The 16,441-nt window shown below is 39.8% G+C and carries 14 protein-coding genes; 2 read left to right on the top strand and 12 right to left on the bottom strand.

Features of this window, described 5'->3' with window-relative positions:
* Together H6G83_RS35025 and H6G83_RS30755 are read right to left on the bottom strand one after the other, a co-directional pair.
* Nucleotides 1–207, bottom strand: a 207-nt coding sequence (locus H6G83_RS35025) for a hypothetical protein (RefSeq protein WP_206759009.1), incomplete at its 3' end; no start/stop codon positions are given.
* Nucleotides 208–239: 32 nt separating this feature from the next.
* Nucleotides 240–2,315: a prolyl oligopeptidase family serine peptidase gene (locus H6G83_RS30755; protein ID WP_190479211.1), complete on the bottom strand. Its 2,076-nt coding sequence runs from the start codon at nucleotides 2,313–2,315 to the stop codon at nucleotides 240–242.
* A 362-nt stretch (nucleotides 2,316–2,677) separates the two neighbouring features.
* Here H6G83_RS30755 and H6G83_RS30750 point away from each other — a divergent pair, with 362 nt between their 5' ends.
* Nucleotides 2,678–2,881 (top strand): hypothetical protein, encoded by a 204-nt coding sequence (locus H6G83_RS30750; RefSeq protein ID WP_190479209.1) that lies wholly within the window; start codon nucleotides 2,678–2,680, stop codon nucleotides 2,879–2,881.
* Nucleotides 2,882–2,903: 22 nt separating this feature from the next.
* On the opposite strand, the gene H6G83_RS30745 is transcribed toward H6G83_RS30750, so the two are convergent.
* Complete coding sequence (locus tag H6G83_RS30745) at nucleotides 2,904–3,785, bottom strand: M48 family metallopeptidase (RefSeq protein ID WP_190479206.1); 882 nt, start codon at nucleotides 3,783–3,785, stop codon at nucleotides 2,904–2,906.
* Between the two features lie 654 nt (nucleotides 3,786–4,439).
* Nucleotides 4,440–4,643, bottom strand: a complete 204-nt coding sequence (locus tag H6G83_RS30740; RefSeq protein ID WP_190479204.1) for a hypothetical protein — start codon at nucleotides 4,641–4,643, stop codon at nucleotides 4,440–4,442.
* Between the two features lie 263 nt (nucleotides 4,644–4,906).
* On the opposite strand from H6G83_RS30740, the gene H6G83_RS30735 reads away from it, so the two are divergent.
* Entirely contained in the window at nucleotides 4,907–6,184 is a 1,278-nt protein-coding gene (locus H6G83_RS30735; RefSeq protein WP_190479202.1) for a glycosyltransferase, read from the top strand.
* A gap of 88 nt (nucleotides 6,185–6,272) precedes the next feature.
* On the opposite strand, the gene H6G83_RS30730 is transcribed toward H6G83_RS30735, so the two are convergent.
* The 8 genes from H6G83_RS30730 to H6G83_RS30695 form a co-directional block, all read right to left on the bottom strand.
* Nucleotides 6,273–7,781, bottom strand: a complete 1,509-nt coding sequence (locus tag H6G83_RS30730) for an aromatic ring-hydroxylating dioxygenase subunit alpha (protein ID WP_190479200.1) — start codon at nucleotides 7,779–7,781, stop codon at nucleotides 6,273–6,275.
* 154 nt (nucleotides 7,782–7,935) lie between these two features.
* On the bottom strand, nucleotides 7,936–9,279 hold the full coding sequence (locus tag H6G83_RS30725; RefSeq protein WP_190479198.1) for an acyltransferase: 1,344 nt from the start codon (nucleotides 9,277–9,279) through the stop codon (nucleotides 7,936–7,938).
* 259 nt (nucleotides 9,280–9,538) lie between these two features.
* On the bottom strand, nucleotides 9,539–10,837 hold the full coding sequence (locus H6G83_RS30720) for a glycosyltransferase (protein WP_313937471.1): 1,299 nt from the start codon (nucleotides 10,835–10,837) through the stop codon (nucleotides 9,539–9,541).
* Nucleotides 10,838–11,000: 163 nt separating this feature from the next.
* Nucleotides 11,001–11,285 carry an aldo/keto reductase gene (locus tag H6G83_RS36105; RefSeq protein ID WP_190479195.1) on the bottom strand — a complete coding sequence of 95 codons (285 nt, stop codon included), beginning with the start codon at nucleotides 11,283–11,285 and terminating at the stop codon, nucleotides 11,001–11,003.
* 14 nt (nucleotides 11,286–11,299) lie between these two features.
* The gene (locus tag H6G83_RS36100) at nucleotides 11,300–11,995 is read right to left on the bottom strand and encodes an aldo/keto reductase (protein WP_190479193.1); all 696 of its coding nucleotides are present in this window, start codon (nucleotides 11,993–11,995) and stop codon (nucleotides 11,300–11,302) included.
* Nucleotides 11,992–13,599, bottom strand: coding sequence for a GMC oxidoreductase (locus tag H6G83_RS30705; protein ID WP_190479190.1), 1,608 nt, complete (start codon nucleotides 13,597–13,599; stop codon nucleotides 11,992–11,994). Before H6G83_RS30705 ends, H6G83_RS36100 begins: the two co-directional genes overlap by 4 nt.
* Nucleotides 13,599–13,907, bottom strand: a complete 309-nt coding sequence (locus tag H6G83_RS30700) for a hypothetical protein (RefSeq protein ID WP_190479189.1) — start codon at nucleotides 13,905–13,907, stop codon at nucleotides 13,599–13,601. The genes H6G83_RS30705 and H6G83_RS30700 overlap by 1 nt, the downstream gene beginning before the upstream one ends.
* Before the next feature lie 303 nt (nucleotides 13,908–14,210).
* Nucleotides 14,211–16,289 (bottom strand): SBBP repeat-containing protein, encoded by a 2,079-nt coding sequence (locus tag H6G83_RS30695; RefSeq protein WP_190479187.1) that lies wholly within the window; start codon nucleotides 16,287–16,289, stop codon nucleotides 14,211–14,213.
* Nucleotides 16,290–16,441: the final 152 nt, after the last annotated feature.

The following is a 16,441-nucleotide window of genomic DNA, read 5'->3' as shown; positions in this document are numbered from 1 at the left end:
GTTGAGGTGGATGAATGAGTAGTTGAGGTGGATGAATGAGTAGTTGAGGTGGATGAATGAGTAGTTGAGGTGGATGAATGAGTAGTTGAGGTGGATGAATGAGTAGTTGAGGTAGATGAATGAGTAGTTGACAGTTGACAGGAGACAGAGGTTAAAGGCTTCTTTTTTCCCCTTCCCCTTTCCCCTTTCCCCCTCATCTCCCCCCACTCCCCACTCCCTCCACTCCTTGCCTAAGTTACCTACAACTCAGTATCAATATCCAAAGTCCGCACCAAAAAAGCCCATCTATCTGCGGCTTCTTCAATAATTTTCGTAGTCGGTTTACCTGCACCATGTCCAGCTTTAGTTTCAATTCTAATTAAAACTGGTGCATTGCCATTGTGAGCCGCTTGCAAGGTTGCAGCAAACTTGAAACTATGGGCAGGAACTACGCGATCGTCGTGATCTGCGGTAGTAATTAAAGTAGCTGGGTAAGCTGTACCTGGTTTGAGATTATGCAGTGGTGAATAAGCATAGAGTGGGGGAAACTCCTCTCTTTTATCTGGTGAACCATATTCAGCAGTCCAAGCCCAGCCGATGGTAAATTTGTGAAACCGTAACATATCCATCACCCCAACTGCTGGTAAAGCTGCGCCGAATAACTCAGGACGCTGAGTCATGCAAGCACCGACTAATAAACCGCCATTGCTACCCCCGGCGATCGCTAACTTTGCAGGTCTTGTATAATTATTAGCAATCAACCATTCAGCCGCCGCAATAAAATCATCAAAGACATTTTGCTTTTTCTCCTTCATCCCTGCTTGATGCCATTCTTCGCCATACTCCCCACCACCGCGTAAATTCGCCGAAGCATAAATACCGCCCATTTCCATCCATACCAAGATATTTACAGAAAAATTTGGGGTTAGCGAAATATTAAAACCACCGTAAGCATAAAGACAAGTAGGGTTATTGCCATTTAATTTAATCCCCTTTTTGTGTGTAATAAACATCGGTACTTGCGTACCATCTTTACTTTGATAAAATACTTGTTTAGTTTCGTAATCCTCTGGATTAAAATCTACATTTGGTTGCCTAAAAAGCTCACTTTCTCCCGTTATCAAGTTGTAGCGATAAATAGTCACTGGGGTTGTAAAACTAGTGAAGCTATAAAAAGTTTCCGTATCATAACGTTTACCGTCAAAGCCATTCACTGAACCAAGCCCTGGCAATTCTACATCCTGAATGAATGTACCATTGAGGTCAAATATTTTGATTTGGGAGTGAGCATCTTGTAAATAATCACAAATCAACTGATTATTTAAAAAATTTACACTTTCTAATGTAGCTTGATTTTGAGGAATAACTTCTCGCCATGCTTCCTTATCTGGTCTAGCAATATCAATAGCAATTACTCTACCTCTTGGGGCATCTAAATCAGTGCGAAAATAAAACACAGTTTCATCATGTTCAATAAAACTATAATTTGCTTCAAACTGGCTAATTAGTTCTACAACCTCAGCATTCGGTTGAGTTAAATCTTTGTAAAAAACTAGATTTCTAGAATCAGTTCCTAACCAAACTGAAATGATTAAATAGCAACCATCCTCAGTTACATCACCCCTGAAACCCCATTCTTTTTCGTCAAGACGCTGGTAGATTAATATATCTTCAGATTGGGCTGTACCCAAGCGATGATAATAAAGCTTTTGATAATAATTGGCATCTTCTAACTTAGTTTTTGCATTTGGCTCATCATAACGACTATAGAAAAAACCTTGATTATCATTTGTCCAAGATGCACCAGAAAATTTAATCCAATTGAGATGATCTGGTAATTCTTCACCCGTTTTTACATCAAGAACTTTCCATTCTTGCCAATCAGAACCAGCAGTAGATAAACCATAAGCTAAAAGTTTACCATTATCACTAATAGCTAAACCCGAAAGTGCAACAGTGCCATCAGCAGAAAGTTTGTTGGGGTCCAGTAAAACTCTTGGTTCAGAATCGAGTGATTTTAAAGTATAAAGAACGCTTTGATTTTGCAATCCATTATTTTTGAAATAAAAATAATTTTCCCCTTCCTTAAAGGGAATGCCATATTTTTCATAGTCCCAAAGTTTGGTGAGACGCTGTTGAATTTTTTCTCTCACAGCAACTTCACCCAGATAAGCAAAAGTAATTTGATTTTCTGCCTCAATCCAAGCCTTAGTTTCTTCTGAGTTTGGATCTTCCAACCAACGATAAGGATCTGCGACTAAAGTACCGTGGTAATCATCAATTTGATCGCTCTTACGAGGCAGTGGATAATTTAGAGGTTTTGGAGAAGATGACATATTAATCAATGAAAAACTCTACTTTCCATAGTACAAGGCTAGTCCTCAGCACTACTACATTTATTTTTATCTGCTCAAAGTAATTAAAGAAATAGGACTTACGCAAGTGTTATAATCAAACTAACTGTAGGGTGCGTCAGCCCTAATCATTTCGTACAGATTCAAGGATTTTTTATATCTGACGCACCCTACCCCAACTACCAGTTGCGTAAGTCCTTGAAAAATAAACATAGACATAGCGCTTTTTTCTCCACTCCCCATTTTTTCGGTAAAATATTAGCCATTACTTGTACCGTCGCCGTCAAGCAAGTCCTTTGCCATAATAAATAACTAAAGTACTAACGAGGCATAGCACCTGAGTAATGACAGACAACCAAGTTAAAATTCACCTACTTGTTGGTATCAGGGGGTTGACTTTACTGGTTTTCTACACAGAAACCGATTGCTGGCAGTTCCGGTTTCTCAGTTTGGGTGGTGCTGTATTCGGAGAACGCAAAATATATTTCACAGCCCAAGCAGCCGAACAAGCTGGGCGTGAATCGATTTATAAAGATTTCTTGGACTGAGTAGCTATCGCCAGTCTAAAATCTACCAAGAAGATAAAAAATTCCACCCCTCTGTTGTTTCTGGAATCTCCAATTTTTTTTGTTGAACTACATTCTCATATTCGCCTGAGTCAATCCATTTCAATAATTCATGAGTACGCATCACCGACCAAGAAAGTTGATTATTAGTATAACTTAATACTTTTGTTGCTCGATCTATGCTGTCAAAGCTAACGGATGGAAACTCACGGGCTTGAGAAATAAAATCTTCAATTACAACATCATTTAAGTATTCTGGGGGCAAACCAGTGGCTTTCAACAGGGCTTTAATTGCTACGTTAATATCTTGGCAAGCGAGCAAACCAGCACGATCAACTGTTAACTCAGCCATCATTCGCCAATTATATAAAGCCAACTCCATCCCACTAGCTACTAAGCCACCTAATCCCAATGTACTGTTGCTCATCAAATCTTTTAAAACGGGCATGACAATAGCCATTTGATGATATATTAGATGCTGGCTTTTAATATGAGCGGCTTCGTGTCCCAAGGAATAAATTAACTCATCCCTATCCAGCCACTCCATTGCTTCTAAATTAATACTGATAATCGGTTTTTCTACCCCAATAATATGTGTGTCAATATGACCTGTACCTCGACACAGATGTAACTCAGGAACTGGATCAATATCTATAATTTGGCAAGCTTCCACAAATGTCTCATGCAATTGCGGGAAATTTCGGGAAGTGACTCTTATTTCACTACCAAGACATTGCAACCTCAGTAAGCGATCAATACCGTACTCGTTAATTTTTTTAATGAGCAAAGAGACTCCTGGTATTTTTTGCAGAGCTGCTAAGGCTTGGCGATCAAAAGGGTGTTCGTAAGCTTGTGAACTTAGTCCTGCTAATATTTTTCTCGTCATGGGTTTTGAGCTTTTAGTTAACCTGTTTAACAGTGAACAGTAATATCATGTCCGCTTAAATACTTATCATATATTGGGGGCTGGTAATAGGTAATCGGTAATCGGTAATGGCTCACAACAATTACCTATTAGCTATTACCAATTACCGACCAAAACAACCATATTATAAGTAATTAGCCGAACTTGATATAAGTAGGGGCGGGTAGGGGCGGGTTCAGTAAAAAATTCATGAGGAAAACAAATATGTCAGTTAAACCCGCCCGTACTTAAATGAGTTGGTGAAACACCACATCAATTGGTGGAAGGCGTATTTTGGCGCTTATTTATCTCCCAGCATAGGCCGTCATGACTGATAACTGATAACTGTTTAAGAAGTTCAGCTACTCGGATATCTGCATCATTCAGCTGCAAAATGTGGAGATTTACATAACATAATTTCAGATTTCGAGAAAATTATCAAAGTCTGTTGGCTAAGTTTCACAACCCTGCTGACTCAAAACCTGAAAATCTTGCTCACGCGCTAGTGATAATGAATTGCTTCTCAAAGTGATTGCAAACATAGCTCCGGCTACAGCACTGATAGTTGTAACAATCAATCGCTGAATACTAGCTTCATTGTACTACCGTGGATAGATGACATTACTATAACTGCTGCTATGATTGCAAAGAATGGACATTGCCAACGCTACCCTGAGCAATAATCAAAGAGATAGCTGATGCGATCGCTATTTTGGATGCCATCTTACCTAGCAGCGTTGACATTCCTTTGGGCGTAGTAGCCCAGGTAATGAATTTGGAGATAATTGGCTTTTTGACAGGGCTAGCTTCACAGGGGAGTCTATTAGATGCCTTTGCCATGAATATTGCAGTTAGACTAGCTTACACTAAATTAACAACAATCCAAACTGCCAAAATTCAACTCTACTTTTGTTGAAATTTGTAACACAGACGACTTACAACCCGATTAATAGAGAGAGGAATTATTTTTATAACCTTCTGTCCTCTGTCTTTCCCTGTGATATTGGGTGAAAACCAAAGTCAAAATAAAGGCTTGTCCAACTTCTTGGCAATGTATTTAGGATAGTAAGTAATGTAGCTCCAAAATTATTGCGGTGACACTTATGCGAATTGCAATTATTGCGTTAGGAACTCAAGGGGATGTTCAACCCTATATTGCTTTGGGAGCGGGCTTAAAAAAAGCCGGTAACTTGGTCAGATTAGTAACCCATGAAAACTTTGAAAATCTAGTAAGTTCGCATGGGATAGAGTTCTGGCCTATCAAAGGGAATGTACAAGATGTTATTCAGAGCGAAGAAATGCGTGGGGCTGTAGAGAAAGGGGATTTTCTCACAGTAACATTGAAGATGATCAAACAAGGGAAACAACTAGCTATTGATGGGGCGAAAGAAGGTTTAGCAGCTTGTCAGGGAATTGATCTAGTGCTTGCAGGTATGGGGGGGTTGTATCTTGGTGTCTCCCTTGCAGAAAAGTTGGGGCTTCCGTTTGTTCAGGCTTACGTAGTTCCTTTTACTCCTACAGAAGCCTTTCCTAGTGTGATACTTCCCCAATCTCTATCCAAACTGGGAGGTATTTTTAATCGCTTTTCACATCATTTAACCCAACAGTTTGTATGGCAGCCATCTCGGTTAGGCGATAGCCAAGCGCGAAAGGAAGTTCTTGACTTGCCCTCCGCCCCTTTTTGGGGGCCATACAATAGCGATATCCTTCATAAGTCTCCAATTCTCTATGGTTTCAGTCCTTCTGTGATCCCCAAACCATCTGATTGGGATGACAAGATTCATGTCACTGGTTATTGGTTCTTAGATTCAGCATCTGATTGGACTCCGCCTTCAGACTTGATGGCTTTTCTAGAGGACGGCCCACCCCCCGTTTATATAGGCTTTGGGAGTATGAGCAATCAAGACCCTGGAAAAACCGCCGACCTCTGTTTGGAAGCTCTTGCAAGAACTCAACAGCGTGCCATATTCCTCTCTGGCTGGGGAGGTTTATACAAGGAAGATTTACCAGATACAGTTTTTATGGTGAACTCAATCCCCCATTCGTGGCTCTTCCCGCGTGTCGGGGCTGTTGTACATCACGGTGGCGCTGGCACAACAGCCGCAGGTCTTAGAGCCGGTGTTCCTTCTATCATTATTCCTTTCGGTGCTGATCAGTTGTTTTGGGGAAAACGTGTAGCCGAATTAGGGGTTGGGCCAGAACCTATTCCCCGTAAGAAATTAACGGTTGAGGGACTGACGGAAGCGATTCAAACAGCTATGACAGATCAAACCATGCGTCAGCGTGCGGCCAATCTAGGGTCGAAAATTCAAGCTGAGGATGGAATAGCAAGGGCGATCGCCATCATACAAGATATGGAAAAACCTGTAGCTAGCTATTGATTTGTGAAAATTAGTGAGCTTCAGATCCCCGACTTATTTGAGAAGTCGGGGATCTTGGTAGCTATTTTTGTCCACTCAAGGTCAAAAATTAATGATTGTGAGAATGCTCAAATTCATAAACATAAAATAGGCGCGTGAGTTTTTTCAGTAAATAGCCTATTAAAGCAAATAGCACCGCGCCAACTATAGCGATCCAAAAGCTCTGAGGTGGAACCCAATTCATAACTGATGAAGAGGCTTCTGGAGAGACAGACAATTGTACTGCTTGAAGAGCTATATGACGAGCATCAGCAATTATTCCCCCAGTTAAGCAACCAATTGAAACAACATAAGCAGCTAGAGAAAGACGATTGATATTCTTCAATGCTTGTTGACAGACATAACAATCTTTGGTGTGAGTATTCCAAACATCGAATAGCTTTCGTTTGTCGTATTCAGGAGGGGGAAGTTGGCGATCGCAGTTTTTATCCCAAGGTATTTCCCCACCAGCTCTTTTTTCCCACCATTGACGAAAAGTGATGACCATTTTATCTGAAGGATTGGGAGTATAAACTCTAGCCAACCATTTCTCTTGAAGAGACTGCGCCATAAATTTTTCTTGGTAATGTAGAAAAACTGAATCTTGATGCAGCAACATAGAAGAAAGAATGTGAGTTAACCAAATAGGCATAGGCAAAGCAAAAAAACCTAGACCTTTTTTGGGAACCTCTCCTTTGTCATTTTTAACGAATAACTGACTACCAATCAAACGAGTCCAACCTGGACGGATAGGAACACCATACAAAGTCAAGATATATTTGCATCCTCGCTTATCAACAGAATAAACTCGCATCACGCAAGGAGGCTGAAAATCATTAATTAATGTTTCGATATCAGGCGGAGCAGGCTTAGTTTCAAAAGAAAATCCTTCTTGAGTAGATAACTTTCGCACACTCACCATATCAAAATAGCCTGCATCTTTGTATCTGCTACCCATGATATTGTGATGCGAAACGGGAACATGTGCGGGATCTGCAACATTCTCTATAAAATAATCCCAACCATAAGGCAGATCGCGGATGTTCCACGCACTTCTATTAACAATTCGCTCTGGCGTTTCTTCGAGTTCAGGGATAACTCGCGGCTCTCTTAATTTACTTTCAATTAAAGCTTGTGAACCAGACTCAGGCCACAGCCACAGCAGTCCTTGTCTTTCTTGAAGAGGATAAGCTGTAGCGCAAGACCTACTACTAGCGCAATTTTGTGCCTCACTTTCCTTGTCTTTAGATTGAGGCATACTGACGCATTTTCCTTCGGAGTTAAAGCGCCAAGCGTGATAAGCACATAATAAGGTTCCATCAGACTCAACCCTACCTTCTGAAAGACGAACAAGTCTGTGGGGACAAAGATCCTCAAAACAGTTCCATTTGCCTTGCTTATCCCGCCATAAGACAAAATTCTTTCCCAATAACTCTACAGGTTGGGGTTTGGAAGGATCTAAACACTCTGCTATGGCAATAGGATACCACTGCTTTGTCCACTGAAATTTTTCTTCTGTTTCGTTTACCTTTGGTGACTCGATGTTAACTGTACTTTGTGAAGTCCTAATATCGCTCATAATTCTCCTTTGTATTAGGTTAATTTGGTAGAGTTTGGGAAAATTAAAAAATCAGGCTAATTTGTCTTATTTTCAAAAAAATATTTATGTATCTCGTATTAACTTCTACCCAACTAAGGAGCCTGGCTACATAGCTAATCTTTAAAAAGATATCCTACAATAACCATTGTAATTCTTCTACTAACTCTGGCATAATCTCTTCTTGATGCCGATATTTGTGTATTTTGCGTAGGTTATCTTCCTCCATTAGTTTTTTAGCTAATTTGTTTGGCAAAGAAACAGAGTATATGAAGCCATTATTTGAAAATCCATTCATTATTTTCGATAACCAGGGTATTTTATCATCTCCAAAAGAAGTAAAAAAGAATGGATATGACTCATCGAATCTTACATTATACACACCAAAATTAGTCCAGTTAGAAATCAACAAGTTTCTTCTTAGAGGGTCGATAGGTATAGGAACAAACTGGTCAATTTTTTCAATTCCCCCGTTGCGCTCAATATATTCTTTTGTAGAGAAGAAATCCAGATGTTGTTTTTGAAAATTGTCAAGTGACTCTCTTAATTTTTGAGCTAATTTATAAGGATCTACCTTTTGATGGCTTATTGTATTTAAATTTGTAACATAATTTCCTAAAATGTTTAGGGGAATTTTTCCTTTGCTTCTATAATCAACCACTATAGATAAATATCTTTTTTCATTGTAGACATCTAAATCGGAAATTATCTGGAAAATGTATGCACACAAAACATCGTTTGTAGATAACCTTTGATTAGTTTTTTCCAAGAAGTCCTGCTTCATATTTTTCAGTTCATTCTCAGAAAAATAAAAGTGTAAATTAGCTCTAGTACAAGCACCTAATAGTATATAAAATCCTGTTTTTAACAATTCTATCCTATTCAAATGTCTCACCCCAGGAATGGAATTGCTATTTTTTTTTAGGTTGCTTTCGGAGTATTTATCTCTGTCTTTAACAATTAGAGGTAAAGGATAGTCTTCCTTTCTGAATTTATTTGCCCAAGCTTTCATAAAACACATAAATGAGTGCATATCTCCAATTGAATGATGCCAACAAACACCAAGCGTCATCCCTCCGCAAGCAAAATAGGTGATTTGAATAGTCATTATTGGACTTTGATTTAATATAGCCTTTTTGGTGTTAATTATATTGACAAGTCTTTTTTGATTGATTTTCGGTAGTTCCTGAATTACTTTATCTAATGTATAATTATTATCTTTTCTAATAGAGAAAAGCACACCTTTGTTGTTACAATCTATGAACAAACTGTGGTTAATATTTATTAAAACTCCCGCAAAAATTGGAAAATCACTCAGTACTTGTTTGAGGGCATCTATGAGTAAATCACAATCAATACTTGTTCTGTAGAAAAAAACAACAGAAACATAAATATTTCTAATTAATTGATCTGTAAAAGAACAAGCTATCAATTGTTTATTATAGTTATTGGCTTGAACAAGAAATGTTTCTGATTTCATCAATAATATATCTTCGTTGATTTAGTTGACTTATCTATTTTTAAATTAAGGGTTTGGCGTTGCTAAATTGAAATATAAATTTAGCGCGATTTTATTTCTTTTATCCACAATAACAGCAATAGCCTTCCAACATCACAATGAGAATTATCTTCATATTTTACCAAGCTGTAAGTCCTCATCAATTATTTAAGATAAAAAATGTTTACTACATCAATAATTACCCCAATAAAGCTTCTGTCTTCATTTAAATTAAAAAAAATTAGCAAGCTAAAACTGGCTTTTTAGTAAATACAGCTTTCTCAATAATATCGGCGGCTCTGCTAACTCCTCCAGAAGATGCGATCGCATATTGAATTCGCAAAGCATTTCTTTTATAAGAATCATCTGTTAATACCTTATTTATGCAATTTTGCAGGTTTTCTACGGTTAACTTATCTACAGGTATAGCTTCTCCCGTTCCACTCCAAACTATCCGCGCTGCTACTGCTGGTTGGTCATTAGTCACTGGAATCGCAATCATGGGTACGCCATTACTTAAAGACTCTAAAGCAGTATTCAGTCCTGCATGAGTAATTACCAAAGTAGCTTTTTTAAGTAACTCTAGTTGGGGTGCATATTCCACTAATATTGGGTTTCCGGCTAATTTTGGTAATGATTCTGGTTTGGCAGATCCTCCTAGAGAAATTACCAATTGAGCGTCTAAATTCTGGCAAGCTGCGGCTATTTTTTCAAAAACACCGATCAGCCGATTTTGTAATGTTCCCATTGAAGCATAAATTAAAGGTTTCCCGTTGAGTTTGTCCCAAGGGAAAGCAACTGGTTTTCGACTTGCTTGAGAGTGAAATGGGCCAGTAAAATGAAAACACGCAGGTAAAGAACTGCGTGGAAAATCAAATTCGGCTGGTTGTTGGGTTAGTTGTGCCAGTTCTTGGGGATGAAAAGTATAATTTATGACGAATTTCCCTAATTGCCATTTTTGACGATACTCATCAATCGTATCTTGAATTGGTTGAGTGAGGTAATCGAGTATTTTATAACCTATTTGATTTCGCCAGGAAAACAACCAACTAGGATTGTATTGCCAAGGAGTATAAAAAGGAGGAACTAAAATATCCCTATTCATCATTAAAGCGCAACAAATGGTGATAAAAGGAATATTCAAATATTCAGCAGTAGTTATCACCCAAGGGAAAGTTTGATCAATTAATAATATCTCTATACCTGTATCTTTTATGAGTGAAGGTAACTCGTTCAGCATAATACTTGCTGTATTTCGGAAAAATTTAATCGTATGGCGAAATGCAGCTAACTTGCTCATTTTGCCTGATTCAGCATAATACTCTGCTATCTTTGCTTCGGAATATTCTTTTAATGCTACAGGTTGGAATTCTAATCCCGCCTCTAAAGTTTTATTTCGAGCATCTGTCATGCCGAAGATAGTAACGCGATGACCGCGCCTTTTCAATTCGTAGCCTAGAGTACACATTGGATTCAAGTGACCAGGTGCGCTAGGGCAAACAATACCAAAATGAGTCATGCTTTTTTGGGGAAACGCCATATTATTCAATTAGATCGCCTGTAATCGTCATTCTCTGGATACCCTCCTGAATGGCTACCGCAACTGGCCATCAATCACAGTAGGGTGTGTGAGACTTGGATGAATGTAAGCAACAATTAGACTTCTAGCGTCACGTACTTACAAGGGATTGTGATAATAGCTATCATTTTGTTGGAACTACAGAAAGATCAGCAAAATCTTCTACAGTTAAGTTGACTTCCAGGGCTTTAAGACTTTCTTCTAGATGATTGGGGTTAGAAGTACCCAAAACAGGATAAAAACCCTGGGAAAATCTTAAAACATATTCAAGGGCTATAATGACTGGCGAAACTTGATATTTTTCGCTTAAGCTTGTGAGTTTACTAATTTGTGTAATCATTTCCGGGGTGTCTTGGTTTTTCTTCTCACCTGTGATTTTTTGCAGAAAAACATCAAGAGATTTGGGCATAGGATACTCTTTTTTTACTTGATCTGTTTTTTTTTTAAATAGCCCCTACCAAGAGCAGAATAGGCAAGGAATGGAATATTCTTATCTTTTAAAAACTGAAGGTAGTCAAAATTTTGCGAGATATTTTGTGCGCCCTTCCATCTTTCATTTTGCACAGGAAGGCAATTAAACTCTGCACTCACCCAGGGAATATGTCCTTCAGACTCTAAAGCTTTCGTGATAGTTTTGAGGCGATGCAGAGAAAAGTTAGAATAACCTACTTGTCGGGTTTTGCCAGTTTCCAGAAGGTTTAAACACCAGCTAACGATATCGTCAGTCGCAACGCTGGGATCATCATAGTGAAGTAAAAATACATCAAGATATTCTGTATTGAGGGCTTTGAGTGAGGTTTCTAGTTGCTCTTGTAAGCGCTCATTACTAATAGGTTTTGGATTTTTGAAAAACAGACCTGGATGACCGCCTTTGGAGATGATAAATATCTTTTCTCGGTCAATTTTGTTAGCTGTGATAAATCTACCAAGGATACCTTCACTAGCGTAGACTCTGGCGGTATCAAAAGCATTAATCCCTAAACTAACAGCCTTTTCTAAAAGGCTATTCGCCTTGTTAGCAGGCAAGATGTTCCACTTACTTGAGTTGGGATAAGCAATCATCCAATCTGTACCAAGAACAATTCTTGATGGCTTGGTTGCAGTTTGTGTGTATGTCATGAGTATCTCCTGATTAAATGTTCGCCTAAGCGATGCGCCAGAGCCATGATTGTCAATGTCGGATGTTTCTCGCTAAGTTGGGGAATTACACCCCCGTCACAAATATAAATATTGTCAGCGCCATAAAACTTCAGGTTTTTATCCACAACACCTTGATCGGGCGTAGCCCCCATTCGACACGTACCTGAGTAATGAATGCCTTTACCGGGACGGCTAGCGAAGCGGCTGGCGACAAAACCAGAAGCATTACGAAGGAGTTTTCGCCCTAGTTTTTCCAGTTGCTGGTTAAACACAAGCTCTAAGGGATCTCTTTGGTAGAGTACATTCAGTTGTCTTTGCCCATATCTATCGAGATCGTTTGAAAGTTCCAGGCGGTTTTCCTTTCGTGGCACAGAAGGCCCCCATAAAACTAAAGCAGCTGTGCTGCGATAAATTTGTTTAGCAACTATTTTTTTCAAAGGGCGGGGCAGAAAATTAATGTCATTTAGATATATTGGGTCTTTCATAAAATCCGACCAAAACTGAGCTACAAAAGGAAATTTTGTATCTTTGGCTTTCAGCTTACCGCCCACAAGAACATGATCTCCATATCCTCTGTTCGCGGAAACTGGTTTGAACCAAGTTTTCATCAAACTCGTTCCCAGTCCAACGGATGGGACATCTTGAAGGTATTTACCTACTTGATCCATACCTGCATACTGGAGAGAAAAGGAGTTAAGCAGCAGCCTAACGGATTCTATAGCTCCAGCTGAAATAACTACGACATCAGCAGATACTTCGATCGCTGTATGGTTGCGCTCATCGATCGCCATCACTTTAGCTTGTTGCCCTGGTTCCGATGCCACTTTAATCACACGGGCGTACTCAAATAGACGGAAGTTTTTTAGCTGCTTGATTTGCGGATATAAGTGGGTCGAAAACTTGTATACACTACCAGAGCGACAGCCACTAAAACATCTGCCACAAGACACACATTTGTGCAGGGAATATTCGCGTAGGTCTATGGCTTTGCGGTTGTTGAAGAAAACTAGCTCTGGGTGTTCAAGGTATTTATTGCTGCTGAGGAAGAGTTCATCAATGTCACGCAGTTGCTTTGGTGGCATAAAATCGCCGTCGGGAAATTGTGAAAGTCCATCTTGACTACCGACAACGAGGGCCAGCTTTTCCACCGCACTATAATGGTCTGCCATTTCCTCATAAGATACTTGCCATTGACAATTTCCATTATGATTATGCTGATTAGCAAAATCTTCCTGGGAATAGCGCAGGCAAATTCCATTCCAGAGGTTCTGAAGTCCGTTTATATGTTGAATTTGAAAGTGCAGAAAGACTTCTGGAGGAATCTTTGTTGTACTTTTGTCGGGAACATCGGCATAAAGTTCTTCGCTGAAGTCTGCTTGATCCTTAATCGGAAAGGTAATGCTCTTACCTATACCAAAATTAGATTTTTGCTCTGCCGTCAGTTCATTTTCAAATATGTTTTGCTCTGGGATCTTACCAGTATTTAAGACTACAACATCTTGACCGGACTGAGCCAGTTTGTAGGCGACAATGCCGCCACCGGCTCCAGTGCCAATCACACAGTATTTTGCCTGAATTTTCATTATTTACCTTGATGAATCTGTGAGATAAAGCGATCGCTGGCGTAGCTGATATACTCAAGGAATGCCTTTAAGATGGCAATCTCTTGACGAGAGAAAGACTTATATGGCGATTTTGCATCCATACCTGCTTTTTCCCACCGCTCCCAAAGTGGACGCAGCTGGTCATTTGTACACATGATCTCAGGAATACGCTCTACTAGATGTTGGATTTCAGCTGCTTCTTTTGATATGTTAACGAGGTTTCTAGCTAATTTGAGCCTTCGCGTTTGGGTTTCATTTAACTGTTCTATTAACACTTTCTTAACCATCAATAGCAATGTGATTTCTAAAAGGATGATATATAAGTATTTTCAGGTTTTAATATCAGGATTTGGAAATATAACTCCTGATTATAGATTTGGTGGGCAATGCCCACCCTACAGATACTTTTATGGCTACGCTCCCGTAAGGGATACAGAACAGAACTTACGCAATGGCACTTGGGGTAGGGTGCGTCAGATGTGGAAAATCCTTAAATCTGTACGAAATTATTGGGGCTGACGCACCCTACAGTTAGTTTGATGATGACACTTGCGTAAGGGAGACAGAAATCAAATCTGATTCATGTTGCCCTAAACTGAAAAATTCCCATTCCCAAGACCCGCGTAGTCATAAGAATTAGAAGAATTAAAATCTTGTATTTTTCCGTTATCAGCGTCTAGTTTGAGCGACCAAGCGTCATAAGATCCAGCATTGGTAGCTCCCAAACTTCCCTCAGTAGTTCCCGAAACGTAAACTTTACCATAATTATCGGCAGTGACCGTGGTAGCGGTGTCATAATAGGGCGTACCAAACTGTGTGAGCCATAACTGGTTGCCATCCTTGTCAAACTTCGCCGCCCAAGCATCATAAGATCCAGCGTTAGCTCCTCCTAAGTTGCCGTTTGTATTTCCCGTCAGATAGATATTGTCATTTGCGTCTATATCTATCCCATCTAAATTGGGTGCATCATCTGCACTAGTGCCAAACTGTTTAATCCATAACTGGTTGCCATTAGTGTCGTACTTGGCCAGCCAGACATCATAAGAGCCGGCATTTTTTCCTCCCAAGTCTCCCAGAGTCCATCCGGTAGCATAGATATTGCCTACACTATCGGTTTCAATATCCCACATAAAGTCATAATTGGGAGTACCAAATTGTCTCACCCAATCAGTTTGACCATCTTTGTTCAGCTTCACTAGCCAGGCATCATATTCGCCTGCTGGCCCGGCATTTGGCCCTCCGAAGCTGCCTTTTGTATTTCCTCCAGCGAAGACATTGCCATTGTTGTCAACTGCGATACCCCAATTGTCGTCAAGTGTGATCGTACCAAACTGGGCAACCCACAATTCATTACCATTGCTATCGAACTTAGCCACGTAGCCATCTGTTGATGGTAATTCAAATACTTCACCTTGTCCCAAGTTTTGGTTTGGCCCACCCAAGCTACCAAAAGTGTGACCAGCAGTGTAAACATTGCCACTGGAATCGACGGTAATTTTATATGACTCCTCAAGTGTGTAAGTCCCATACTGTTTAATCCACACTTGGTTCCCGTCGCTATCGTACTTAGCTAAATAACCATCGTTGCCGCCTTTGGAGGTATTATTTTCTAGCTGGCCTGTGGTGTTTCCCGCAACGTAAACATTGCTTCCGTCACTAGCCATAGCCCATACGCTTTCAGTGCCGGTTGAGCCAAATTGTTTACTCCATCGCAGGTTGCCATTGCTATCATATTTGGCTAGCCAAGCATCCCTAGCTCCTATGTTGCTTCCTGCCAAAGAACCACCGGTTCCTCCGCCAACAAAGAAATTGCCCTGAGCATCTACGGTGGAACTAAATATGTAATCGTTCGCCGTAGTGCCGATATGTTCAGCCTCCTTGAGGACTGTTTTTGGTGCTTTGTTGCCCGTGAACTGGAAGTAGTCATCATCTAAACTCAAATCAGAGACTCCAGCTACAATGCCCACGAGGTCATAACCATCCCTCTCGCGCCAAAATATTGCTGTTCCCTGGCTAGTGTTTACTATTTCATAGTCTTGGCGATCGCCGTGCAGTTGAATGGTATCTTCATTAGGGTTAAAGTCTAAAATTAGAGCTGATTGGTTTAAACCTAAAGTTTCGTCATCCTCAACATAGTAGGATTTTTGCCAATCACCCAAAATAAATCTGTCTGACCAAGACTTACCTGCGTTCAATGCGCCAGGTATAGGATTAAATTGTTCGTCGATAAAATCACCGACAAAAATATCAATTCTGCGTTTACCAGTATTATCAACACCAGGGTCAAAACCAGTTAGGCTATCACTTCCATGACGACCCCAAATGATTTTGACCTCTGCATCTTCTGATGTGATGAAATTGATATCGCTAGAAACTGTCAGGACGTTACTATATGTAGCAAAAGTGTTGGGAAAATTCTTACTGGGATCTTCATTAAAAAATAATGATGATATATCAACATTGGGGCCTGTTAAAAGACTGGCCCCGTCGGTGCGACCAGACCTTTGTAAGATGGCTCTGATATATGTTTGCAGCTCGTTTGGCAGAACTTCACTTAATGTTGAGCTTAAGGACTGGGTTATTTGTTCATCGACTGAGCGCAAGGCTGTTCTGATTTTTTTATCGCCTACGCGGGAAAATCCTCTTGATATTTTTCTATTGTCTGTCATAGCAGCAAAAAGGTTGATTTTATGTTGTTACACTGAAGTTTAGGATTTGTTATTGTCATTCTTAATAAATTAAGATGACAATAAATTAAGGTATGTTAAGAAATTTGTGACGAGGAGCGGCAAGAGGGTATAATCTCATTCCCTGTTAGGGA

This window comes from Anabaena azotica FACHB-119, from assembly GCF_014697625.1.
Classification (GTDB): domain Bacteria; phylum Cyanobacteriota; class Cyanobacteriia; order Cyanobacteriales; family Nostocaceae; genus Trichormus; species Trichormus azoticus_A.
The sequence above is the reverse complement of the archived record's forward strand: the minus strand, read 5'-3'. Positions and strand labels throughout refer to the sequence as shown.